At 68.3% G+C, this 22959-nt stretch carries 18 protein-coding genes; 8 read left to right on the forward strand and 10 right to left on the reverse strand.

Translation table 11 applies throughout. The features are described 5' to 3' along the window. The first annotated feature begins 55 nt into the window (after nt 1-55). Entirely contained in the window at nt 56-463 is a 408-nt protein-coding gene (locus JC881_RS19515; RefSeq protein ID WP_198787356.1) for a cupin domain-containing protein, read from the forward strand. Nucleotides 464-496: 33 nt separating this feature from the next. Here JC881_RS19515 and mog read toward each other — a convergent pair whose 3' ends face one another. Further along, nucleotides 497-1090: a molybdopterin adenylyltransferase gene (gene mog / locus JC881_RS19520; RefSeq protein ID WP_198787357.1), complete on the reverse strand. Its 594-nt coding sequence runs from the start codon at nt 1088-1090 to the stop codon at nt 497-499. Then, nucleotides 1087-1743, reverse strand: a complete 657-nt coding sequence (gene yjgA, locus JC881_RS19525) for a ribosome biogenesis factor YjgA (protein WP_042576993.1) — start codon at nt 1741-1743, stop codon at nt 1087-1089. Before yjgA ends, mog begins: the two co-directional genes overlap by 4 nt. 118 nt (nt 1744-1861) lie before the next feature. Here yjgA and pmbA point away from each other — a divergent pair, with 118 nt between their 5' ends. Together pmbA and JC881_RS19535 are read left to right on the forward strand one after the other, a co-directional pair. Continuing rightward, nucleotides 1862-3232 (forward strand): metalloprotease PmbA, encoded by a 1371-nt coding sequence (gene pmbA / locus JC881_RS19530; protein WP_198787358.1) that lies wholly within the window; start codon nt 1862-1864, stop codon nt 3230-3232. A 78-nt stretch (nt 3233-3310) separates the two neighbouring features. Further along, nucleotides 3311-4255 (forward strand): helix-turn-helix domain-containing protein, encoded by a 945-nt coding sequence (locus tag JC881_RS19535; RefSeq protein WP_198787359.1) that lies wholly within the window; start codon nt 3311-3313, stop codon nt 4253-4255. A gap of 6 nt (nt 4256-4261) precedes the next feature. On the opposite strand, the gene JC881_RS19540 is transcribed toward JC881_RS19535, so the two are convergent. The 3 genes from JC881_RS19540 to JC881_RS19550 form a co-directional block, all read right to left on the reverse strand. Beyond that, complete coding sequence (locus JC881_RS19540) at nt 4262-5497, reverse strand: MFS transporter (RefSeq protein ID WP_198787360.1); 1236 nt, start codon at nt 5495-5497, stop codon at nt 4262-4264. Nucleotides 5498-5691: 194 nt separating this feature from the next. Beyond that, on the reverse strand, nt 5692-6144 hold the full coding sequence (locus tag JC881_RS19545) for a DUF4124 domain-containing protein (protein ID WP_198787361.1): 453 nt from the start codon (nt 6142-6144) through the stop codon (nt 5692-5694). A gap of 140 nt (nt 6145-6284) precedes the next feature. Next, nucleotides 6285-8021 carry a M4 family metallopeptidase gene (locus JC881_RS19550; RefSeq protein WP_198787362.1) on the reverse strand — a complete coding sequence of 579 codons (1737 nt, stop codon included), beginning with the start codon at nt 8019-8021 and terminating at the stop codon, nt 6285-6287. Nucleotides 8022-8353: 332 nt separating this feature from the next. Between JC881_RS19550 and JC881_RS19555 the strand changes: the two genes are divergently transcribed. The 5 genes from JC881_RS19555 to JC881_RS19575 are packed head-to-tail and all read left to right on the forward strand — an operon-like array spanning nt 8354 to nt 13587. Further along, complete coding sequence (locus JC881_RS19555; RefSeq protein WP_198787363.1) at nt 8354-9634, forward strand: ABC transporter substrate-binding protein; 1281 nt, start codon at nt 8354-8356, stop codon at nt 9632-9634. Then, complete coding sequence (locus tag JC881_RS19560; protein ID WP_198787364.1) at nt 9631-10512, forward strand: carbohydrate ABC transporter permease; 882 nt, start codon at nt 9631-9633, stop codon at nt 10510-10512. Before JC881_RS19555 ends, JC881_RS19560 begins: the two co-directional genes overlap by 4 nt. Continuing rightward, nucleotides 10512-11345: a carbohydrate ABC transporter permease gene (locus JC881_RS19565; RefSeq protein ID WP_233101902.1), complete on the forward strand. Its 834-nt coding sequence runs from the start codon at nt 10512-10514 to the stop codon at nt 11343-11345. The genes JC881_RS19560 and JC881_RS19565 overlap by 1 nt, the downstream gene beginning before the upstream one ends. A 32-nt stretch (nt 11346-11377) precedes the next feature. Next, nucleotides 11378-12496, forward strand: a complete 1119-nt coding sequence (locus JC881_RS19570; RefSeq protein WP_233101903.1) for an ABC transporter ATP-binding protein — start codon at nt 11378-11380, stop codon at nt 12494-12496. A gap of 41 nt (nt 12497-12537) precedes the next feature. After that, the gene (locus JC881_RS19575) at nt 12538-13587 is read left to right on the forward strand and encodes an NAD(P)-dependent alcohol dehydrogenase (protein ID WP_198787366.1); all 1050 of its coding nucleotides are present in this window, start codon (nt 12538-12540) and stop codon (nt 13585-13587) included. Between the two features lie 11 nt (nt 13588-13598). Here the strand turns inward: JC881_RS19575 and JC881_RS19580 are convergent, their stop codons facing one another. Genes JC881_RS19580 through JC881_RS19600 form a run of 5 tightly spaced genes read right to left on the reverse strand, consistent with a single transcriptional unit; the run spans nt 13599 to nt 22945 of the window. Beyond that, entirely contained in the window at nt 13599-14150 is a 552-nt protein-coding gene (locus JC881_RS19580) for a hypothetical protein (RefSeq protein WP_198787367.1), read from the reverse strand. 5 nt (nt 14151-14155) lie between these two features. Beyond that, nucleotides 14156-17317: an eCIS core domain-containing protein gene (locus JC881_RS19585; protein ID WP_198787368.1), complete on the reverse strand. Its 3162-nt coding sequence runs from the start codon at nt 17315-17317 to the stop codon at nt 14156-14158. Nucleotides 17318-17328: 11 nt separating this feature from the next. Beyond that, complete coding sequence (locus JC881_RS19590) at nt 17329-18708, reverse strand: ATP-binding protein (protein ID WP_198787369.1); 1380 nt, start codon at nt 18706-18708, stop codon at nt 17329-17331. Beyond that, nucleotides 18705-20207 carry a contractile injection system tape measure protein gene (locus tag JC881_RS19595; protein WP_198787370.1) on the reverse strand — a complete coding sequence of 501 codons (1503 nt, stop codon included), beginning with the start codon at nt 20205-20207 and terminating at the stop codon, nt 18705-18707. Before JC881_RS19595 ends, JC881_RS19590 begins: the two co-directional genes overlap by 4 nt. Before the next feature lie 2 nt (nt 20208-20209). Further along, the gene (locus JC881_RS19600) at nt 20210-22945 is read right to left on the reverse strand and encodes a hypothetical protein (RefSeq protein ID WP_198787371.1); all 2736 of its coding nucleotides are present in this window, start codon (nt 22943-22945) and stop codon (nt 20210-20212) included. Nucleotides 22946-22959: the final 14 nt, after the last annotated feature.

Genomic DNA, 22959 nt, shown 5'->3' on the forward strand with positions numbered 1-22959 from the left:
GCCGGTTCACCAACCCATTCATCCAATGCCCGCGACCCGGGCCGAAAGACAACCCATGACCCGTTTCCAGAAGACCTGCAATTCCCTCGCCCTCGCGCTCGGCGTGTTCGCCGCGATGCCCGCCCTGGCCGCACCCGAAGCCGCCGCGACCGTCCTCATGACGAAGGACCTGGCGGACATGCCCGGCAAGGAGGCGATCTCGTTCATCGTGGACTTTCCGCCGGGCTCGGTAGACCCCGTCCACCGCCACGACGCCCACGCCTTCATCTACGTGCTCCAGGGGTCGATCGTCATGGGCGTGAAGGGCGGCAAGGAGGTCACGCTGACGCCGGGCCAGACCTTCTACGAAGGCCCGGGCGACATCCACACGGTCGGGCGCAATGCCAGCAAGACCAAGCCCGCGAAGTTCCTGGTGACGATGGTCAAGGACAAGGGCGCGCCGCTGCTGACGCTGGTCAAGTAGCCAACGGAAAAGCGGAAAAAGCGGAAAAAGCGCTCAGCGCGCGGGCCGGATCGCCGACTTGGGCCGGAAGGCCTTGCAGACCGCGTCGTCGGTTTCCAGGTACGGCCCGCCGACGAGGTCGATGCAGTAGGGCACCGCCGCGAAGATGCCCGGCACCACCTGCGCGCCGTCGGCATCCTTCAGCCCTTCGAGCGTTTCCGCGATCGACTTGGGCTGGCCCGGCAGGTTGATGATCAGGCTCTTGCCGCGGATCACCGCCACCTGCCGCGAGAGGATCGCGGTCGGCACGAAGCGCAGGCTGATCTGGCGCATCTGCTCGCCGAAGCCGGGCATTTCCTTGTGGGCCACGGCCAGGGTGGCCTCGGGCGTCACGTCGCGCAGCGCGGGGCCGGTGCCGCCGGTGGTCAGCACCAGCGAACAGCCGGCGTCGACCAGCTCGATCAGCGTGGCGCTGATCAGTGCCGTTTCGTCGGGAATCAGGCGGGGTTCGAATTCGAGGGGATTCTTCAGCGCCCGGCCGAGCCACTCTTTCAGTGCGGGCAGCCCCTTGTCCTCGTAGGTGCCGCTGGAGGCGCGGTCGCTGACGGAGACGATGCCGATGCGCACCGGGTCGAACGACGCACTCATGCGTCCTCTTCCCGGTCCTGCGCGGCGGCGGCCGCGGCGTGGTCGTCGCCGCCGTGCACGGCCAGTTGCTCCCGCACCAGCTGGAAGATCTCGCGGTAGGCCTTGCCCTGGCGGGGCGCCTCGCCGGCCGGGCCGGTCTTCATGTCCTTGCGGGCCTGGCGCACCAGGGCGCGCAGCTGCTGGGAGTCGGTGGCGGGGTGGGTCTCGATCCAGCCGCCCAGGGCGTCGTCGTCGGCGATCAGCCGGTCGCGCCAGCGCTCGGCCTCGTGCAGGGCGGCGGTTTCGGCGGCCGGCGTGCTGTTCTGCTCGGTCAGCGCGAGCTTCACGGCCTCCAGCACTTCGGGTTCGAGCTTGCGCATCAGCTTGCCGATGAACTGCATCTGGCGGCGCTTGCCCTCGAAGTTGGTGATGCGCTTGGCCTCTGCGACGGCGTCGACCAGTTTTTCGTCCAGTTGGAGGGCATCGAACAGGGCGGCGCGCAGCGTGAGCAGCTCGGTGCCGAGCTTTTGCAGTTCGTCGCTTTCGCGCTTGAGATCGGTGCGGCTGGCTTCGTCGGTGCCCTTGAGCTCACGCTTGAGCTCCAGGTCCAGTTCGCTGCCTTCGGCAACGAACTGGCCACGGACGAAATAGCCTTTTTTGGGTTTGCGGGACATGTGGGTGGATTCTGGGCCGCGCCGTGCGGCGTTGCAATGTGCGCAACAGACAACGCGAGACAGCGGGAAGCTGGGGGGAAAACCGGGAAATGGGGGGCGCAAGTATCATAGCCACCACATGACGACATCCTCCTCGCGCGCCGATTCCGGCTTCGCCTACAGCCGCTCCTTCTTCGAAAACCTGGTCGACACGGCCCTGGCCCACGCCAAAAAGCTCGGTGCGACCGATGCCGGCGCCGAGGCCTCCGAGGGCTGCGGGCTCAGCGTCTCGGTCCGCAAGGGCGAACTCGAGAACGTCGAGCGCAACCGCGACAAGTCCCTCGGCATCACGGTCTACGTGGGCCACCGCCGCGGCAACGCGAGCACGTCCGACTTCTCCGAGGGCGCCATCAAGCAGACCGTGCAGGCCGCCTACGACATCGCCCGCTTCACCGCCGAAGACCCGGTGAGCGGCCTTCCCGACGAGGAAGACATCGCCAAGGAACACCCCGAGCTGGACCTGTTCCACCCCTGGGATGTGACCAGCGAACAGGCCGCCAAATTGGCCCTGGAGTGCGAAGCGGCGGCCCTTTCGACCGACAAGCGCATCACCAACAGCGAAGGTGCGGGCGTCTCGGCCCAGCAGAGCCACTTCTTCAGCGCCCACACGCACGGCTTTCGCGGCGGCTACGCCAGTTCGCGGCATTCGATTTCGGTGGCACCCATCGCCGGCAAGGGCGACAACATGCAGCGCGACGCCTGGTACAGCTCCATGCGCTCGGCCGACGAACTCGCGAGCCCCGAGGCCGTGGGCCGCTACGCCGCCGAACGGGCCTTGAGCCGCCTGAAGTCGCGCAAGATCAAGACCACCGAATGCCCGGTGCTGTTCGAGTCGCCGCTGGCCGTGGGCCTGCTGGGCGGGCTGGTGCAGGCCGTGAGCGGCGGGGCGCTGTACCGCAAGAGCACGTTCCTGCTCGATTCGCTCGGCAAGCCCGTGGTGGCCAAGCACATCGACGTGGCCGAAGACCCGCACGTGATGCGCGGCAAGGGCAGCTCGCCCTTCGACGACGAAGGCGTGACCACGCGCGCGCGCAAGGTGGTCGATGCGGGGCGGCTCGAGGGCTATTTCCTCTCGACCTACTCGGCCCGCAAGCTGGGCATGAAGACCACCGGCAACGCCGGCGGCTCGCACAACTTGACGCTGAGCTCGCGCCTGACCAGGCACGGCGACGACCTGGACGCCATGCTCGCCAAGCTGGGCACCGGCCTCTTCGTGATCGAGCTGATGGGGCAGGGCGTGAACTACGTGACCGGCGACTACTCGCGCGGCGCGAGCGGCTTCTGGGTCGAGAAGGGCCGCATCGCCTTCCCCGTAGAGGAGATCACCATCGCCGGCAACCTCAAGGACATGCTGATGGGCATTGAAGCCATCGGCGCCGATGCCTACACTTTCGGTGCAAAGACCACGGGGTCGATTCTGGTCAACCGCATGAAGGTGGCCGGCGCCTGACAGGCGGCCGCCTGTCGGTACCGCCGTCTGCGGCGCGCATGCTCGGAAGCATCCTGCGGTTCAATCCAGGGAGACGCCATGAGCAGACCACACACCGCCCGCAAGCCCGAACTCGAGCATGAACTGCTGCGCGACCCGCGCCTGGGCTTCGAGCCGGCGGGCGGCGGTTCGGTGCGCTGCCTGCAGCACGGCGCGCCCTGGCCGTTCGACTGCTGGCACTACCACGACGAGTACGAGCTGCAGTGCATCAACCGCAGCAGCGGCGATGCCTACGTCGGCAACCACATCGGCCGCTTCGAGCCGGGCTACGTGGCGCTGGTGGGCGCGCGGCTGCCGCACACCTGGATCTCCGACGACGTGCCGCCCGAGGGCATCGTCGGGCGCAGCATGGTCATCCACTTTCGCGACGAGCCGCTGCGCAAGGCCACGGGCCTGTTTCGCGAGCTGGAGGCGGTGCTGCCGATGCTCGACCGGGCGAAGCTCGGTGTGGAGTTCTTCGGCATCGGCGACCGGGTGCGCGAGCGTTTCCTGCGCGTGCAGGCGCAGGAGGGCATGGCCCGCCTGGCGGAATTCATCGCACTGCTGCACGAGCTGGCGAACTGGGAAGACTGGCGCCAGATCTCCAGCGCCACCGGAACGCTGGACGACGACCCGAGCGCCAACACCCGCATGCGCCGCGTGCTCGACTACCTCGACGCACACTTGACCGAGGAGCTCTCGCTGCCGGCCGTGTGCGCCGTGGCCAACATGGCCGAGAGCAGCTTCTCGCGCTACTTCCACAAGCACATGGGCAGCACGTTCACCGATTTCGTGACGCGGCTGCGCATCACCAAGGCCTGCGAGATGCTGCAGACCTCCGACCGGCTGGTGAGCGACATCTGCTACGAGGTGGGGTTTGCGAACCTCGCGAATTTCAACCGGCGCTTCCTGCAGTTGAAGGGCATGACGCCCTCGGCCTACCGCCAGCAGGCGCAGGACCGCTTCGGCCTGCGCTCGGGGCAGGCCACGCCGGCCGCGGCCTGAGCTTTTTCAGCCGCCGCTGTCCCGCGGCGTCAGGTGCCGGGTCGCGGCCCAGAACGCCAGCGCGGTGCCGCTGGTGAGGGCCCCCGCGAGGCAGACGCTGTTCCAGCCGCCGTGCGCGTACAGCATCGTCGAGACGATCGATCCCGTCGCGGAGCCGATCGAATAGAAGACCATGTAGCCGGCGACCAGCCGGCTCTGCGCCTCGGGGCGCACGCGGTAGATCAGGCTCTGGTTGGCCACGTGCACCGACTGCAGGCCGAAGTCGATCGCGACCACGCCGGCCGCCATCGCCCAGAGCGACCACGGCAGCAGCGCGATGAGCCCCCACGACAGCAGCATGACCACCAGGCCGATGCAGGTGGTGCGCTGCGCCCGGCCGCGGTCTGCCTGCCGGCCCGCACGCGCGGCACCCAGCGCACCCGCCGCCCCGGCCAGTCCGAAGAGGCCCACCTGCGTGTGCGACAGCGCAAACGGCGCCGCAGTCAGCGGCAGCACCATCGGCGTGAGCAGCATCGTGATCGCCATGAAGATCAGCATGGCGAGCACCGCGCGAATGCGCAGCACCGGCTCCTCGGCAAAGAGCGTGAACACCGAGCGGATCAGTTGCACGTACGGGATGCGCACCGAAGGCGGCGCGTGCCGGGGAAGCGCCTTCCACAGCAGGCCGGCGACGACCAGCGTGGCCGCGGCCGACACCAGGTACACCGAGCGCCAACCGAAAAGATCAGACAGCGTGCCCGACACCGCGCGCGCCAGCAGGATGCCCACGATGATCCCGCTCGTCACGACGCCGACCACACGGCCGCGCTCGCCCGGCGGCGCCGTGAGCGCGGCGTAGGCGACCAGCACCTGCGTCACGACGGCCAGCACGCCGACGGCCGCCATCGCCGGCAACAGGACCGCCGCACTGGGCGCAAGTGCCACGCACAGGAGCGCGACAACCGACAGCAGCGACTGCCCCACGATCAACCGCCGCCGGTCGATCAGGTCGCCCAGCGGCACCACCAAGAGGAGCCCGAGGCCATAGCCCACCTGCGTGATCGTGATGACGATGCCGACCGCGGCGGGGCGGATGCCGAAGGTGGCGGCGAGCGTGTCGAGCAGCGGCTGCGCGTAGTAGACGTTGGCCACCGCGAGCCCGCAGGCGATGGCGAACAGCAGCGCCATCGCCGAGGAGATGGCGGGCGCGGTGGCGTGTGCGTTCGAGGGGCGGGCCGCGGCCGGGTCGAGGTTCAGTTGCATGGCGATGTTCGTTGCGGCCAGATGAAGCGGGAATGGCATCTGGTTTCAAAAGAAGACCGGGCGGATTCTAGTGATACGGTTTTACATTGCAACCGATAGGGGCAAGGCGAAGCGGGGCGCCATTCATTCCAGCGCCCGGATTTCAAGCAGAACCGGTGGTTCGTTCTGTCATCGGCGCCGCGGCGCCGGAGCGATCACTTGCAGAAGGACTTGATGTCGTTCTGCGCCACGTCGCGGTCGTACTGATCGATCGGCTTGCCGTTGCTGTGCCGCAAGGTGCCGTCGAGCACATCCCTGGCGAGGGTGCATCGCGATGCGTCGGTGCCGTTCTCTCTGCCACCCGAGACGGACCTGGGCCTTGCTGCGGGCGGCCCGTAGGGCGGTCCACCGGTCGCTGTCTGCGATGGCGGTGCGGCCCGGCTCCACGCGCGCCAGTCTTCCTGCGGCGCAGAGGCTTGCGGTGGTGGTGCGGGGGCTGGCTTGACTTCCACGGTCCTGGCGTTGCCCGCATCGGCCTTGCGTTCGGAGTAATGCGTCTGGCCCTGCGCATCGACCCACTTGTAGATTTCCGCATGGCCCGCGGATGGAAGAAGCAGCGCCGCGAGAAGGGCGCAGGGCACGTACCGGCGAGGAGTCGAGCGTTGCATCGTCAGGGCCGTGTGCATGGCACCTGCGTTGCAGCGTGCGAATGCGGATGGATGAATCGGTGGCACCGATTCTGGCCCGGATGATGCCCGACTGGCGGCGGTTGTCGCGAGCCAGTCGGGGGGCCTTCAGCGCAGGCCGGTCAATTCACCAGGACGGCGCTCCAGGCGCGAGCGACGGCGGCCTTCTCGACGGAGTTGGTGCCGTAGAGGTCGGCGGCCGCTTGAATCGATGCGGCGCGGGCGTTCGGGTATGTCGAGTTGGAGTTCAGGTACACCGTCAGGGTGCGGTACCAGATCTTGCCGGCCTTGTCGCGGCCGATGCCTGCGAGGTTCGTGTCGCCGTTGCACACCAGCGCGCTCTTGTCCAACTTTTTATCCGTCGATGGCACTACCGAACCTTCGGCCAGAAGGTAGAAGAAGCGGTTGCCCACGCCTGAGGTGAGGTGCGGGTCGTGCATCGCCCTCTCCTCCTTCGTCGCACCCTTGAATTCACGGTTGAGATAGCAGACGAAAGAGCGCCCGTCGAGATCCTGCTTGTACATCTTGCGCAGGCCGCCGGCCAGGATGCGGGCGCCGATGACGTAGTTGCCGGGGTCGTTGACGTTGTTCGCGTGGTACTTGACGAGGGTGCCGAAGATGTCGGAATTCGCTTCGTTCAAACCTCCCGCATCGCGCGTGTACGCCAGGTTCGCCGTGGCCTGATTCACGCCATGGCTCATCTCGTGTCCAGCGACGTCGATGCTCACCACCGGTCTAGGCAAGGAGGTGCCTGCTTGCCCGTCGCCGTAGACCATCAGGCGGGATTCGCCGAGCCATGCGGCATTGGCGCCGTGGAGGCTGCCGTCCTCCCTGGTGAACAGCACATGCGCATAACTTTGCACGCCCTGGCCATCGTTGAAGATGCCGGTGCGGCCGTGCACGGCCTTGAAATAGTCCCAGGTCTTGGCCAGGCCGTAGATGATGTCCACCGCAACGGTCTTGCGGTCGGTGACCGCGCCGTTGCCCCATTTGTTGTCGGGGCTGGTGAATGGCGGCAGGTCGGGCGCGTTCAGCAGATCCGTGTAGACCGAATCGCGACCATCGATCACTTCACCGCCGCCGCGCGTCGGATCGACCATGCGATAGGCGTTGTTGCCGGTCTGGTCGGTCGTGATCTGGAGGTCGCCGTAGTACAGCGATTTGCCCGAACCCGTGGCGGCCGCGGTATGCACGAGCTCCTCCACATCCAGGAGCTTGCCATTGGCGGCATCGACGTAGTAGACGACGGCGCCGCCATGCGCCGCAGTGGCCCTGCCGTAGATGCGAACCTCGTAGGCGAGTACCGGCTTTTCATCGCGCGCGAAGACGACCAGTTCGGGCGCATCCGACCGGGTCACTGCACTGGCGAACTGCTCACCTGCAATGCTCTTTGCGCGTTCGGCGCCGATGTCGGGCGCGTTCTGGATGACGGTGCGACCATCGACTTTGCCCAGCGCTCCGGGCAACTGGATCGCAACTTGTTGCGTCAGGTTGGCCAGGGTCAACCTGCCTTGCTTCGAATGCACGACCACGTCACCGCCGATCACGCGCAACCCGTTGTGAAAGCGATCGAAGCGCACATGCTCGGTCCCATCCTTGTCCACGATCACATCGCGCGGCTTGAATTCATCGCCCTGCGCGGCTGGTGCCGCGCTGCTCGCAAAGCCCTGCGAATCAGCCGACCGGCGAGCTGGCGCCGGTGCCGGTTTCGCCACGCTGAAGCTCGCCGGATTGCTCTGGATCAGCGCCAACGCGCGGTCGACCGCCGCCTTCTTGTCCGCCTCCGCATCCGCGGCGAAGGCGCCATGCCCCGCCAACGCCAACACCGCGGCAACGACAACTTTGATTCTGGTTTTCATAGGCATTCCACAAAAGGTGATGTAAGGGATCAACACATACCGGCCGGCCGAAACTTGTGACCTCGGCGATTGGCCGCGTGGATTACATCGGGGAACGCATGCAGCGTCGATACAGGGGAAGTAGTCGAATTCGAGCTATTTCTCGGTGCGCGTTTTTTGCCTGCAAACCTAGGCGTTGCAATGAAATAAAAGCGACTATCTCGCGCACCCCCGGCTAAACCCCAAGTCCGCTGGTCATGGAAATACCAGTCGGTCAGCGCGCCTGTACGCAGCGCGCGGCGGGGCCTGCATACGCTTCGTTCCTCTCACACACAAGCACAAGGAGACGAACGATGACGAACCGATTCACTCGCCGCGCGACCGCCGGCGCGCTGTTGCTGGCGGCACTGGCCATGGCCGGCAATGTGCAAGCCCAGCAGGCTTGCAAGGACGATGTGCGCGTGCTTTCGCAACCGCGCGACGGCCTCACCCTGCTCGAAAAGTACAAGGACGAGTTCAAGGCCCTGAGCGGCGCCTCGTTCACCATCGACAACCTCAACGAGAACGACCGCCGCACCAAGACGCGCGCCGATGCTTCCACCGTCGGCAAGTACAACGTGTACTACGTCGACGAGGCCAACGTGCCGCTGTTCGCGCAGTCCAAATGGATCGTGCCGCTCGCCAAGTACTACCCGGCCGACTACGACTACGCCGACTTCGACCCCGGCCGCCAGAAGGTCGCGACCTTCGCGGGCGAGGCGTGGTTCGCGCCGCTCACCGGCGGCGGCGACCTCCTGGTCTACCGCAAGGACCTGCTGGAGAAGGCCGGCGTGAAGCCGCCCACCACGCTCGACGAATTCGTCGCGGCCGCCAAGAAACTGAACGACCCGGCCAACGGCATCTACGGCGTGGCCCTGCGTGGCCAGCGCGGCTCGGGTGCCAACGTGTGGCGCTGGATGCCGTTCTTCCGCGGCCTGGGCGGCCAGTGGTTCGAGGGCGACAAGCCCGTCTTCAACTCGCCCGCCGCGGTGAAGGCCACGCAGACTTATCTGGAGCTCTTCAAGTACTCCGCGCCCGGTACCAAGACCGGCGGCTGGGACGAGGCCACCGGCGCCTTCCTCGCGGGCAAGGTCGCGATGCTGGTCGAATCGACGCCGCTCGCGGGCAACGCGCTCGACCCGAAGATGTCCACCGTCATCGGCAAGATCGCCTACCTGTCGCCGCCTTCGCCGCTCACCGGCGGCGGCTACGGCCATGGCCTGGCCATCGGCACCAAGGCCAACAAGACCGAAGAGGCGAAGAAGTGCGCGGGCCTCTTCGTCGCCTGGGCCACGTCCAAGAAGCAGGAGCAGCGGCGCCTGGCCGAAGGGCAGTTCGGCGAACTCAACCGCACCAGCGTGTTGTCCAGCCCCGAGTTCGCCAAGCGCTACGGCGCGGACCTCGGCAAGGCGCTGGCCGACACCGGCAAGCTCACCGCGGTCAACTTCTGGCAGGACGCGGCGTGGCCGGACCTGGGCGACCGCTGGGGGATCATTCTCGAAGAGCTCATCACCGGTTCGCGCACCGACATCCAGGGCGGCCTCGACGAACTCGACGCCTACGCCAAGCAGCTGATCGCACGGCGCAAGAAGTGAAGCCGACGCGAAGCAACAACAAGACGAGGCTGCCAGTCGTCTTCATCGGCCCGGGCCTCCTGGTGCTGGCGGTCCTCGCGCTGGTGCCGACGCTCTTCGCGATCGGCATCTCGCTGCAGGACCGCGAGCTCGGCCAGGCCGATGCCGGCTGGGTCTGGTTCTCGAACTACGCGCAGCTGTTCTCCGACCGGCGCTTTCTCAACTCGGTGCGCGTCTCGCTCGTCTGGGAGGTGCTCACGGTCAGCGCCACGATGGGCGTCGCGGTGCTCTTGGGCGTGCTGCTGTTCCAGAACACCTCGCCGCGCTGGCGCAACGTGCTGTCGATGCTGTTCATCGTGCCGGTGCTGCTGCCGCGCGTGTCGGCCGCCTTCGTCTGGAAGTTCGCGTTCCATCCGCTGTTCGGTTTGTTGACCTACCCGTACAAGGCGATCACGGGCGAGCCGCTGGACCTGCTGGCCAATCCGCTGACGGCGCTGCTCACCGTGGCCTTCGTCGACGTGTGGCAGTGGGGCCTCTTCTTCGCGGTCATCGTGCTCAAGCTGCTGGAGACGCTGCCGCCCCAGCCCTTCGAGGCCGCGCGCATGGACCATGCGAAGACCTGGGAGGTCTACACCTACGTCGCGCTGCCGATGCTCAAGGCGCCGCTCATCAGCCTGGCCTTCGTGAAGATGGTCGAGTCGCTGCGGGCCTTCGACCTCATCTACGTGATGACGCGCGGCGGCCCCGGAATTTCCACCGAGACGCTGGACATGTACGCCTTCTCGCAGGGCTTCATCGAGTCGGGGCGCATCTCCTACGCCTCGAGCATGGCGGTGCTCATGATGGTCGCATCGACCGTGGCCTTCACCTACATCTGGAAATGGACGAGGCCCTCGTGATGAAAAAGCCGTCTTTCTCCGCCGGCACGCTGCTCGCGCGGCTGGTGCTCATCGTCGCCGGGCTCTCGGCGCTGGTGCCCGTGCTCTGGACCTTCATCAACTCGTTCAAGAACCGGGTCGACATCGTCTCGGCCGTGCCGAAGTTCATCTTCACGCCCACGCTGGAAAACTACGCCTACGTGCTGGGCCGCGAGGCGGTGGCGCAGGGGCTGGTCAACTCGATCGTCGTGGTCGGCGCGGCGGTGGTCATCGGCGCGGTGCTGGGGCTGCCGGCCGCGTATGCGCTCGCGCGCTATCCGCTGCGCTGGGCCGACGACATCCAGTTCTTCGTGCTGTCGATGCGCTTCCTGCCGCCGGTGGCGGTGGCCATTCCGCTCATGGTCATCTGGCTGCAGCTGGAGTTGTACGACACGCGCTTCGCGCTCATCGTGACCTACACGCTGCTCACGCTTTCGACCGTCATCTGGCTCGCCATTCCGGCGTTCAAGGCGGTGCCGAAGGAAGTGGAAGAGGCGGGCCGCGTCGATGGCTACGGGCCCTACGCGATCTTCTTTCGCGTGTCGCTGCCGATCGCCGCGCGCTCGCTCATCGGCGCCATCGCCTTCGGCTTCGTGCTGGTGTGGAACGAGTTCCTCATCGCGCTGATGCTCACCACCTCGGATGCGAAGACGCTGCCCATCGTCGCCTCCGAACTCAGCCAGCTCGGGCGCGACGTGCCCTGGGGCATCCTGAATGCGTCGGTCATCCTGCTGTCGGTGCCGCCGCTCTTGATGGTGGGCGTGCTCAGCGGTTTTCTCAACGCCGCGTTCAAGCGCAAACGGGAGGCTGCATGAGCCGCGTCGTTCCTCTTTCCAAAGATCAAAAAATGTCCGCCATCCGCTGTCACCACATCATCAAGCGCTACGGGGAAACGCAGGTCGTGCACGAGTTCGACCTCGACGTGGCCGACAACGAGTTCGTCGTGTTCCTGGGCCCTTCGGGCTGCGGCAAGTCGACCATCCTGCGCATGCTCGCGGGGCTGGAGGACATCAGCGGCGGCGACCTGCACATCGCCGGCCGGCGCGTCAACGACCTGCCGCCGCAGGAGCGCGGCATTGCCATGGTGTTCCAGAACTACGCGCTCTATCCGCACATGACCGTGCGCGACAACATCGCCTTTGGCCTCAAACGCCTGAAGGTGCCCAAGGCCGAGATCGACAGCCGCATCAAGGAGGTGTCGGACACGCTGGGCCTGGAACGTTACCTGCAGCGCAAGCCCGCCGAGCTCTCGGGCGGCCAGCAGCAGCGCGTGGCGATCGCGCGCGCGATGATCAAGACGCCCAAGGTGTTTCTCTTCGACGAGCCGCTCTCCAACCTCGACGCCAAGCTGCGCAACCACATGCGCATCGAGATCGCCAAGCTGCACCAGGCGCTCAAGACGACCACCGTCTACGTCACGCACGACCAGCACGAGGCGATGACGCTGGCCGACCGCATCGTGCTGCTGCGCGACGGGCGCATCGAGCAGGTCGGCTCGCCCAGGGAGATCTTCGAGCGCCCGCGCTCGGCCTTCGTGGCCGGCTTCATCGGCACGCCGCCGATGAACCTGCTCGACATGTGGGTCGAACCGCCCGCCGACGGGCATGTCGTGCTGCGCGGGCCCTTCGGCACGGTGCATGTCGATCCGCGGCGCTTCGCGCTCGATGGCCGCGCGCGCGTGACGCTGGGCATCCGGCCCGCTCATCTGCAGGTGGACACGAACGAGGGCCGCGACGGCGGCTTTTCCGGCGAGGTCCAGCTCATCGAATACCTCGGCAACGAAGTGCTGGTGAGCTTCGGCCAGAGCGGCGGTGAAGACGGCGGCGAAATCTCCGCGCTCATGCCATCGGCCCAGAGCCCACGCATGCACGACCTCGTGCGCTTCGTCGCCGACCCGCAGCAGGTGCACCTGTTCGACATCGACACCGGCGCCTCGCTGTTGCACGCCGGCACCCCTTTTCACTGAACCCCAATACACACACAAACACCCTTGAGCGAAAGATCGAAATGAAAGCACTGGTCCTGGAAAAGGCGCACGAACTCACGCTGCGCGACGTCGACGTTCCCCTGAACATGGGGCCGCGCGACGTGAAGATCCGCATGCACACCGTGGGCGTGTGCGGCAGCGACGTCCACTACTACCAGCACGGCGGCATCGGCCCCTACGTGGTCAACGAGCCGATGATCCTCGGCCACGAAGCCTCCGGCGTGGTCGCCGAGGTGGGCGCCGAAGTCACGCACCTCAAGCCCGGCGACCGCGTGTGCATGGAGCCCGGCATTCCCGAGATGGATTCGCGCGCCACCCGCGAGGGCATCTACAACCTGGACCCGGCCGTGCGCTTCTGGGCCACGCCACCGATCCACGGCTGCCTCACGCCGTTCGTGGTGCATCCGGCCGCGTTCACCTTCCGCATGCCCGACAACGTGAGCTTCGGCGAAGGCGCGATCGTCGAGCCGCTGGCCATCGGCCTTCAGGCCGCGAAGAAGGCCGCGCTGAAACCCGGCGACGTCGCGGTCGTCATCGGCGCGGGCACCATCGGCGCGATGACCGCGCTCGCGGCGCTGGCCGGCGGCGCGGCGCGCGTGATCCTCGCGGACCTCGTGCCCGAGAAGCTGGCGCTCTTCGCCGGCAATCCGGCCGTGACGACGGTGAATGTGCGCGACACGAACCTCGCCGACACCGTGAAGACGCTGACCGACGGCTGGGGCGCGAACGTCGTCTTCGAAGCCAGCGGCAGCACCCGCGCCTACGAGGGCATCTTCGAGCTGCCATGCCCCGGCGGCTGCGTCGTGATCGTGGGCTGCCCGCCCGCCAAGGTCGCGTTCGACATCGTCGCGATCCAGGCGAAGGAGTTGCGCATCGAGTCGGTGTTCCGCTACGCCAACATCTTTCCGCGCGCGCTCGCGTTGATCGCTTCGGGGCAGGTGAACGTGAAGCCGTTCATCTCGCGGACCTTTGCGTTCGAGGATGGTATCCGGGCCTTCGAAGAAGCAGCGGCGGGGAGGGCGAGCGATGTGAAGATACAGATCGCGTTTCCGCAGGCGTCGCCGGCCTGACCGGACAAAGGCTACGAGAGAAATTCCTTCACTTGGTAGCCGTCCATATCGAGCCATCCGGGCCAGAACGAGCGCACCGTCGGCCAGTGCGCCGATGAGGCGGAGAGCCCGGCGATGAGCCCGGGCTCGCCATCGACCGATGTCAAGCCACTCACCAGCGCCTGAATGCCGACCGGTTCTGCGCTCGCAGCGTCGAAACGCAGCCTGAAGCCTTCGGCGCGGCCCGCACTTGCGAGTTCGACACACAGGCGCATCAGCGCATCGAGCCCTTTGCGGCGGGCCCGCAAGCGCATGACATCGAAGGCTGCGGCATAGGCTCCGGAATCGAAATGAACGGCCAACGGGCCGGCGTTCGTAGCAGCCCGGAACTTGAAGCCCACCGTCTTTCCGGCGATCTCGAGCGCGCCGCTGGTACGAAGAGGGCCGCTCGCGACCAGACCTGCCTCTGTCTCGGGTGTGGCGGCGGAGCGCGCCTGCAGGGTGCCCACGATGGCCGCGGCCGAGCCCGCCCACGGCACGGCCGGCGGTGCAAGTTCGAGAACGGTGGGCCAGTGGTCGTCCATGGGTCTCAGTATTGCCGGGTCTTGGGTGGCGTGGCGCCCCCTTGCCCGAATTTTTCGCGCACCTGCTTGTCCACATCAGGGCCCGCTCCAACGGCCAGTTCCACCTGGATATCCCCCCACATCTTGGCGCCTACCTCCTGCTGGCGCTCGATCTGCTCGACCTTCACGGCGTCGACCGTGATCTTCGCCTCGAGCACGGTCTTGTCCTTGATCATGTCGAACTCCTGGATCACGTTCTCGCAGTGGTCGCAGATCACGATCATGTTGCGCATGTCGGGCTTCTCTTTCTTCGCGACGGTCTCCTCGTGCTCGATACCTGTGATGCCTGCTTCCACACCCTGCATCTGGGCCTTCGCGCGCGCGAGCGCGTCGCGCAGCTTTGCGGTGAGCCCCGGGATATCGGCCTCGGGCACACCGCGTGCGCGCGCCAGGCGCTCCTGCGCAACGAGCCGGACGTCGGCTGACCGCAGATCCGCCGCGATCTTCGTTTGCTTGGCCCGCAGCTGGCGCAGCTTGATCACCGCCTGCTCGGCCGCGCGCTTGGGATTGCCGCTGCCCTGCATCCGGACCTTCTTGCCGTGCAGACCGCGCTTGATGCAGTCCTTGAGCCGTTGTTTCGGGCTGAGCTTGCGAACTTCGTGCTTCTTGGGGTTGAGTTCGGCATCGATGCTGATCTCGGTCTCGGATTGCTTGCGCACGTCGAGCCGCTTAAGACCGTACTGCGACTTGATGGCCGCGAACTTGCCCGAGGTGCCCTCCAGCGACGGGTTCTCGTCCACCACCGCTTCGGTGGCGCGAACGGCGGCATCGAGCTGCGCCTGCGGCGGCTTGGCGGGTTTGCCGTCCTTGTCCTTCTTCCCCAGCAGCGCATCCAGGAATTTCTTGGCCATCTTGCGCACCCACGCCACCATCGAATCCAGCGCCTTGTCCACCGGCGCGCGGATCTTCTGCAGGATGCCGTTGATCTTGGCGGCGATCTTGCCCAGCCCCGCGAAGCCCGCGAGGAAATTGATCGCGAGCGAGAGGCCGCCCGCCAGCACCGATTCCACCTTGCCCGCGGCCGCTCCGATGGCGCCGCTCGCGATCGCAGAGATGGAGCCCACGAAGGCGCTCACTACCGCGGCGATCTCGGAGATCTTGTTCACGAAGACCATCACCATGTCGTAGATCGACACGATGGCCGAGATGAAGCCCGCGCCCGGAATGAACATCGCCACCAGCTTGGGAATCGCCTTGGTCACCACGGCCTCGATGATCATGCCCTTGATGCCCTCGATCACCTGGTCCTTGAGCGCGGCGAGCTCGGCCTTCACCTGCTCCCAGGCGGCGGCGGGGCCCTTGTCCTTCAGCGTCATGACGATGCCGAAGCCTTTCTCCAGCGCCACCACCGCGGTCTCGCCGATGCCCTTGACCAGTTTGCCGCGCAGGTTCCCCCAGCTCAGGCCCAGCACCGAGAACGCGAACTTCACGATCTCGGGGAGCGACAGCGCCGTGGGGATGTAGACGCCCGAGAGCGAGCCGGTCAGCCACTTGATGAGGCCGTTCTGCAAATGCGTGAGGAAGTTGCCCGCGAAGTTCTGGAAGCCCAGCTTGGCCGCCTTGCCCAGGTTGCTCACGAAGGGCAGCGGGTCTTTGATGATGTTCTTGAGCGCGCTGCCGGTCTTCTGGATCGTGCCCCAGGCGCCGGGGCTCACCACCTCGAAGACGATCTCCGCGAGCTTCATCGCCGAATCGACGCCCCAGCCGATGAAGCTCGCGACGAAGTTGCCGAACACGGCCGCGACTTTCGCGAGACCCCGCGGGAGCAGCACGATGTCCATCAACTCCAGCGAGGTGAAGGCCGCCATCGCCAGCGCCGGCACCTGCTTGACGAAGCCCACCAGCGCCTTCTTCGCATCGTTGAACCACGCGACCACGCGGCCGATGGCGCCGGTCGATTGCACGCGACCCCACACCTCGCCCTGGCCGGCCAGCGTCATGATGCCGCCGAGGATCGCCTGTGCATCGCCCGGCGATTCGTCGCCGGTCACCGGGTCCCTGCCGAGCACGGCCTTGAGCAGCGGATAGGCCGGCGTGGTCGCGGCCAGCGCGGCCAGGGGCTTCAACACCGCGTCCTTGATGAGCGTGAGGATGTCGCCCGCCAGCCCGCCGACGAAGGTCTTGACCTGGTTCCACGGCGTCGTGAAGATGCGCACCGCGCGGTCCCACGCGCCGCCCAGGTCGAGCAGCGCGCCCGGGCCGAGCGAATCGGCGTAGTCGTACACGGCCTGCTTGAAGCTCGCGCCCACCATGCCCAGGCTGTCGACCTGCTGGGAGAACCAGTTGGCGATCTTGTCGAACACGCCGTAGGTGTCCAGTGCCCTCACGATCAGGTCGCCGCCGGGCACGAAGCGCACCAGCGCGCGGAACACGTTGGCCGGCGAACGGTCCACCGCGCGGCCGTTGATCGGGTTCATGCCGAGCACCAGCGCGAACATGCTGAAGCCGGGAATGCTGTCGGCCTTGCCGGCGAAGTAGTCGAGCGCGTCCTGCACGCCCAGGCGCTGCACCTGCGGTTCGCTGCGCACGCGCACGGTGGTGTCGACGCTGCGGTGCGCCACGGCGGAGTTTGCAGAGGGCTGCGCGGCGCCGCCTTGCTGGATGGTGTGCGTGAGCTCGTGCGCGATGAGGCCGCGGCCTTCGACGCTGCCGGGCGCAAAGCGCCCACGCCCGAAGAACACTTCGTGCCCCACCGTGAAGGCCGCCGCGTTCAGGCGCCGGCTCGCGCGCGCGGCCGCATCGCCGGTGTGCACGCGCACGGCCGAGAAGTCGGCGCCGAAGCGCGGCTCCATGTCGTGCTTGAGATGGCGCGGCAGCGGCTGGCCCACCGACGCGCCCACGCCCAGCGATGACGGCAGCAGGCTGCGCGCCGAGCCGCGCGCCGGCACGGTCTTGGCGAAGCGCCGCGCCTGCGGCGTCGCGGCGGCCGGCGCCATGGCCAGCACGCGCTGCGACACGCGCACCGCCTCGCGCTCGGCCGGGTCCGAAGGCTGCGACACGCGAATCGGCGTGACGGCGGCCGCGGGCTTCGAGGTGGCCGGCGGCACGCGCCGGGGCGGCGGCCGGCGCGTGTCGGGCACGCGCAGCGCGGCGCGCGTGGGGGAGACCTGGGTGGCGGTGTCGGCCATGGGCGTTCCCGCTACAGCGCGCGGCCCTCCTTCAGGAGCTCGCGCCGCACGCCTTCGTCCACGTCCTCGGCGCGCAGCAGGCCGTCGCCGCGCGCCAGCGAGCGCAGGCACGCATGGCGCAACACGTTCACGATGGTGCCGCCCGAAAGCTCGTGCTGCTGCGCGAGCCGCGTGAGGTCCAGCGCAGGGTCGGGCCGCACCGCATCGGGAATGCCCTCGCGCCACAGCCGCAGCCGCTCGGGCGGGCGCGGCAGCGGGAACTGCACCACCGACTGGAAGCGGCGCAGGAACGCATCGTCGATGTTGTGGCGCAGGTTGCTCGCAAGAATCACCACGCCGTCGAACCCCTCGATGCGCTGCAGCAGGTAGCTCACCTCCTGGTTCGCATAGCGGTCGTGCGCGTCGCTCACGCTGGTGCGCTTGCCGAAGAGCGCATCGGCCTCGTCGAAGAAAAGAATCCAGCCGTCGCGCTCGGCCGCGTCGAACAGGCGCGAGAGGTTCTTCTCGGTCTCGCCGATGTACTTGGAGACGACGAGCGACAGATCGACCCGGTGCACCTCGCGCCCGCAGCGCTCGCCGATGAGGCAGGCCGACAGCGTCTTGCCGGTGCCCGAGGGGCCGTGGAAGAGGCTCACATGGCCGCGCCCCGTGCGCCGCCCGAAACCCCAGTCGTGCAGCAGGCGCTGGCCGTGGGCGAGCCAGAGGTGGATGTCCTCGAGCTGCGCGAGCGTGGCGGCGGGCAGCACGAGGTCTTCCCAACGCAGGCCCGTCTGCACGCGCGTGGCAAGCGCGGTGCGGTCCGGTGGCGCCGGCAGCGCGGGGCCAGGCAACGCTTCGGCCAGGAAGGCTGGCGAGGGCGCGAGCAGCGACTGCAACAGGCCGCCGGCATCGGGCTGCGGCAGCGCCTCGGTGTGCAGCAGGCCGTCGCGCGCCAGGCGCTGCTGCGGCGCGAGGCGCTGCAGCGCCTCGAAGCGCCGTGCGAGGTCGTCGCCCGCGACCAGGAAGCAGGCCGTCTCGACCGTCGGCAGCATCGCGCCGCCCGGCCCCGCGTGCGCGCCGAACTCGGTGTAGGGGCGTTGCGTGACGGCGTTCTGGGTGGCCAGCACGTCGAGCAGTTGCGGGCGCAGCGGCGGCGCGAGCGCGAGGATCATCAGCAGCCGCTCGGTGGCGTCGAAGCCGTGGCGTTGCAGCGCGGCCGCGTACGGACCGGCGCCGGGCCGCAGCGCGGGCGGCGGCGCGAGCGTGCCGGGCAGCGGCGGCGAGCCCGGCGCCTTGTCGTGGAAATAGTGATGCAGGCGCAGCTCGATCACATGCGCGAGCCATTCGAGCTCGGCTTCGAGCGTGTCCGCATCGACACGGGCATCGACGGGCGGCATGTCGGCGGGCTTCATGGCGTGGGCCACTCCACGATCAGCAGCTTGGGCATCCAGGGCAGGCGCACCTGCTCGATGCGCCACGGCAGCATCGCCATCAGCATGTCGAAGGCCTCGGACTGCATGCGCAGGTGCCATACGCCGTCGCCGCGCGAGAGCAGGCCGCGGCGCTGCAGGAAGCTCAGGCGCAGGCCCTCGATGCCGGTGCCGCGCAGCGCGCTCCAGTGGTCGCGCACCGCGGCAAGGAGCGCATCGACCTCCTCGCAATCGGTCAGCGAGAGCGCGGGCAGCGCGGCGGTCAGCGGCTCATCGGGCGGGCGGCCGAGCAGCAGCTTGATGAACGGCAGCTGGTGCTCGGCGAGGGGCGCGTCGTCGCAGGCGAGGGCGTGCAGCAGCGCGCAAGCGCGGGGCAGCTCGGCGGGGAGGATCTGCTTGCCGCTCTGGTCGAGCACGCCGCAGCCGGCGAGCATGCGGGGCAGCCAGGGGTGCAGCAGGACCAGGCCGGCGAGGGGGACGAGCAGGGGCTCGGTGGTTGTCGACGTCTCGTGCGCCAGCGAATGCGTCTGTGCAGCGCGATGCAGTGGCTCTGCTGTTGGCGTGACGGAGGTTCTTTCGGTCTCTTCCGCGGAGGACGGCTGAGCGGTTCTTCGCGCGCGTGGCTTTTCGACAAGTGCTTCTTGCAGCGTCGCAAGAAACGGCGGTGCGTTCGCAGCAGCGCGCTGCTGCGCCACGAGTTCGCGCAGCGCAGCGGTGCCGAGCGGCGCGGCGAGCCAGATGGCCTGCCATTCGACGCGGTCGATCGCGTCGTCATCGATCCATGCGCGCCAGCCCTCCAGCGTCGCGGGGCTCAACGGCAGCGGCGGCCAATGCACCGCGAGCAGGCGGCGGCGCAGGGCGGCGGGCAACAAGGGCAACCAGCGCAGCAGTGCACCGAAGGCCGAGCGCACGTCGGCGGTGTCGGGCAGCACCGAGCGCAGCGGTTCGGCGCCGCGTGCCACCGATTCCGCAGCCCGTATCGCCGCCTCGGCCAGCACGCGCTGCGCTTCTTCGGGCGCGAGGCCGGCGAGCGTCCAGGGCAGGAGGCCGCTCGCCATGTAGTGCTTCAGGGCCTGGCGCGCCTCGACGGCGGTCGAGCTCTGAGAAGAAACGACGTCCGCTTCGGGAAAGGGCGAAGTAGCAGGCGACATGCCGGACCGGCCTGCCTGTCCTGCGTCGCTCGCACGCACATCGCGCTTCACCGGACGCTCCGCCGCAGCCAGCGCCGCGCGCACCGCCGCCTCGATGCGCTCGGACAACTCGCCCGCCGACAGCCCCCGAAGGTCCGTCAACCGAACCTCCAGCGCCAGCTTCGGCAGGTGCCACACCTCGTCGCGCGGCACCGCCATGTCGAACGCCCGGTCCAACGCCGCTTCGCAGACGTCGCCCTGTTCGCGCAGCATCGCGCGCAGCGCAAAGGCTTCGCCAGGATTCGGGGCCGAGGCCTGCCAGCGCAGGCGCCGCACGCGGTGGGTGTCCATGCTCAGCGCCCGATGTTGCGCAGGTTGCCGATCACCGCCGCCTGGTTACCCGCGGCGCGGCCCTGCGCGGTCGCGAGCCGCGTGTCCGCCTGTGCCTTCGCGGCGGGGCTCTGGATCGTCGCCATGCTGCTCGTCATCGATTGCGTCAGCTGCTTGCCGGCCGCGGTGCCCACGTCGACGCCGGCCGTCACCATCTGCGCCGCCACGCCGCCCAGCGTTTCGGCCAGGTCGAGTTGTGCGCGGTCCAGGTCGCGCGCGACCTGCGTGCGCACGTCGTTCGGCAGGCCGGGCTGGGTCATCATTTCCTGCAGGTCCTTCACGCGCTCGCGCTGGTGCGTCATCTCGGCGGCCTGCAGGTCGAGGTACGAGTCGCCGGTGAGGTCCAGCATGCCGCGCGTCTTCGGGTCCACCGCGTTGCTCGGAACGAAGGCGCCCTTCACCAGCCCTTCGATGCCCGCGCGCTGCAGGTCCAGGTCTTTCTGGAAGCCCTCGCGCTCGAAGCTGAAACGGTCCTTCACCACCAGGTCGATCGGCCGCACCGCGCGGATGCCGTTGCCCGCCACCAGCGGCGGGCGGTAGGGCGGGCGCGTGAGCGGCGGGTCGTCGGTCTCGGGTGCCTCGGCCTCGGCAGCCGGGTAGGGCAGCGTGAAGTCGCCCACCACGCGGCCCTGGTCGTCGTACACCAGCACGAAGGTGCCGCCGCGCCACACGCCGCCGAGGTGGTCCAGGCCCGGGTGGTCCTGCACGAAGCGCGACAGCAGGAGCTTGTCGTCGGCCTTGTTGCCCTGGTCGAGGATGAGGTCGTCTAGCCAGTCGATCCAGTGCGGCTGGTTGGTGTTCAGGAGGCCGTCGAAGGGCGAGACGAAATCCGCGCGCGACAGGTCGCTCAGGTTCGCGCGGGCCTCCCGCACCGACACCAGCGAAGCGGTGTAGCTCGTCTTGAAGGCCGGCCCCTGGTCGCTCGCCACCGCGGCCCGGTAGCCGCTGTAGCTGGCCTTGGCCAGCACCGGCGCCGCGGCCTTGCTGGCGCTGCTGACCGCTTCGCCGGCCAGCCGCGCATTGGCCACCACCGAGGTGCCGCCACTGGTGGTGGCGGGAATCAGCTGCGCCTTCACCGCCTCGGTCATGTCGGCGAGGTGGCGCTGGCCGAACTGCTCGCTCTCGTCGAGCCGGAAGGCGACGTCCTGCCGCACCAGGTAGTGCAGGCTGTGCAGCGGCGTATAGCGGAACGGCGGGCGCACGCGCAGGCGGTCGCGACTGGTGTGCACCAGCACGGCCTGCACCTGGAACGGCAGGTTGCGCTCGGCGACCTGCTGGCGCAGCTCGGCCGTCACCGCCTCGGCCGTGCGGCCCAGATGGCCCTCGATGCGGAAGAAATCGTTGCCGCCGATGGCAAAGGCGAGCGGGTCGCGCGCCTGCGCCGTGCTGGCCCAGGCGGCCGCGCGGTAGCCCAGGTTCTGGCCCTCGTGGTGGCGCGAGGAGAGGCGGAAGTTCCACGCGGCATGGATCGGCGTGGCCTCGAGCACGCGGTAGTACCAGGGGATGGCGCGCGCTTCGAGCGGGTGCGCATCCGACAGGCTGGGCGTGACGCGCACCGTGGTGTCGGCCGGCATCTGGAAGCTCGCGATCAGCGCATCGAACTTCCATGCATGAAAGCGCGCATGCGCCGACCGCTCGCGCGCCGTGGCGTCTAGCGGCGACGGGTAGAGCCCCGTGCGCTGCTCGCGAGGCGCGGCCGTGGCGCCGAGCAGCAGGTGCTTCGGAAAGGCCGCCACGTTCGGCAACGGCACCGCATCGTCGGCGAGCAGCGCCTCGCGCAGCGCGTTCCACTGGTCGATGAGGTCCTTCACGAAGCCGTAGCAGTTCTGCAGCCCGCTCGCCGCGTTGGCGAACTGCGTGGAGAGCGAGGCCAGCGTGCCGAGCCAGCGCGCGGTCGGGTCGGCGCCGAACATGTCGGCCAGCACCTCGGGGCAGTTGGCGTTCAGCGTTGGCAGGGCACGCTGCAGGTCGTCGAGCGAGGAGCGCGCGCTGTCGCGGTAGCGCGTGGCCAGCAGCGCGGTGTTGACGATGTTGCTGCCGAGCACGGGCCGGCGCATCGCGACCGGCGGCAGCGCCTGCGCGGCCTCGCTCGCGGGGCGCAGCGGCAGGCGGTCGAGCAGCGTCTGCGCGTCGCTGCGGCGGATGAGCAGCAGCCGCACGCGGTGCAGCGCATCGCGCCCGAGGTTGTCGCAGTCGGTGCCGCTGCACATGTCGGGGTCGTTGACCACGCTCTCCATCAACATCAGCACCGCGCGGTCGGCGAGCGGGCCGGGCAGCGCCGAGAGCGGCTGCGCGAGCACGTCGCTCTCGCCCACGGGCACCAGCTCCTGCAGCGCGATCATGTCGGTGGGCGAACCGTCGGCCGCGGTGCCGCGGTAGAACGGGCGGTACACCGGCGCGGTGGTGTCGTAGGGGCGGAAGCGGTCGTACAGCGTGTCGGCCGCGAGCGTCATGAGGTCGCCGTCGGTGCTGACGCCCAAGCCGCGCGCGACGCGCACGCCGGCGCCTTCGCGCGACACATGCAGCCCCGTCACCAGCCCGACGCCCGAGAGCGCCACGCGCGAGAGCCGCACCTGGTCGCCCCAGAAGTCGGACACGCTGTTGAGCTGCCCGTGCGTGAGCACCTGGTCGGGCTCGAAGACGGTGTAGTGGTCGGCCAGCGTCTCGAGGCTGCTGAGCACTTGCAGTGGATCGGCCATGGTGGTGACTCCTT

Origin of the sequence: Variovorax sp. IB41 (genome assembly GCF_016405905.1) — a bacterium.
Taxonomy (GTDB): domain Bacteria; phylum Pseudomonadota; class Gammaproteobacteria; order Burkholderiales; family Burkholderiaceae_C; genus Variovorax.

Bases quoted from the DNA above. Each gene is read 5' to 3' on its own strand.
- JC881_RS19580 (WP_198787367.1), bottom strand. From the start codon at position 14,150: ATGGACGACCACTGGCCCACCGTTCTCGAACTTGCACCGCCGGCCGTG.
- JC881_RS19515 (WP_198787356.1), top strand. From the start codon at position 56: ATGACCCGTTTCCAGAAGACCTGCAATTCCCTCGCCCTCGCGCTCGGC.
- JC881_RS19590 (WP_198787369.1), bottom strand. From the start codon at position 18,708: ATGAAGCCCGCCGACATGCCGCCCGTCGATGCCCGTGTCGATGCGGAC.
- mog (WP_198787357.1), bottom strand. From the start codon at position 1,090: ATGAGTGCGTCGTTCGACCCGGTGCGCATCGGCATCGTCTCCGTCAGC.
- JC881_RS19555 (WP_198787363.1), top strand. From the start codon at position 8,354: ATGACGAACCGATTCACTCGCCGCGCGACCGCCGGCGCGCTGTTGCTG.
- JC881_RS19545 (WP_198787361.1), bottom strand. From the start codon at position 6,144: ATGCAACGCTCGACTCCTCGCCGGTACGTGCCCTGCGCCCTTCTCGCG.
- JC881_RS19550 (WP_198787362.1), bottom strand. From the start codon at position 8,021: ATGAAAACCAGAATCAAAGTTGTCGTTGCCGCGGTGTTGGCGTTGGCG.
- JC881_RS19600 (WP_198787371.1), bottom strand. From the start codon at position 22,945: ATGGCCGATCCACTGCAAGTGCTCAGCAGCCTCGAGACGCTGGCCGAC.
- JC881_RS19535 (WP_198787359.1), top strand. From the start codon at position 3,311: ATGAGCAGACCACACACCGCCCGCAAGCCCGAACTCGAGCATGAACTG.
- JC881_RS19595 (WP_198787370.1), bottom strand. From the start codon at position 20,207: ATGGACACCCACCGCGTGCGGCGCCTGCGCTGGCAGGCCTCGGCCCCG.
- JC881_RS19585 (WP_198787368.1), bottom strand. From the start codon at position 17,317: ATGGCCGACACCGCCACCCAGGTCTCCCCCACGCGCGCCGCGCTGCGC.
- JC881_RS19540 (WP_198787360.1), bottom strand. From the start codon at position 5,497: ATGCAACTGAACCTCGACCCGGCCGCGGCCCGCCCCTCGAACGCACAC.
- JC881_RS19575 (WP_198787366.1), top strand. From the start codon at position 12,538: ATGAAAGCACTGGTCCTGGAAAAGGCGCACGAACTCACGCTGCGCGAC.
- JC881_RS19570 (WP_233101903.1), top strand. From the start codon at position 11,378: ATGTCCGCCATCCGCTGTCACCACATCATCAAGCGCTACGGGGAAACG.
- JC881_RS19565 (WP_233101902.1), top strand. From the start codon at position 10,512: ATGAAAAAGCCGTCTTTCTCCGCCGGCACGCTGCTCGCGCGGCTGGTG.
- pmbA (WP_198787358.1), top strand. From the start codon at position 1,862: ATGACGACATCCTCCTCGCGCGCCGATTCCGGCTTCGCCTACAGCCGC.
- yjgA (WP_042576993.1), bottom strand. From the start codon at position 1,743: ATGTCCCGCAAACCCAAAAAAGGCTATTTCGTCCGTGGCCAGTTCGTT.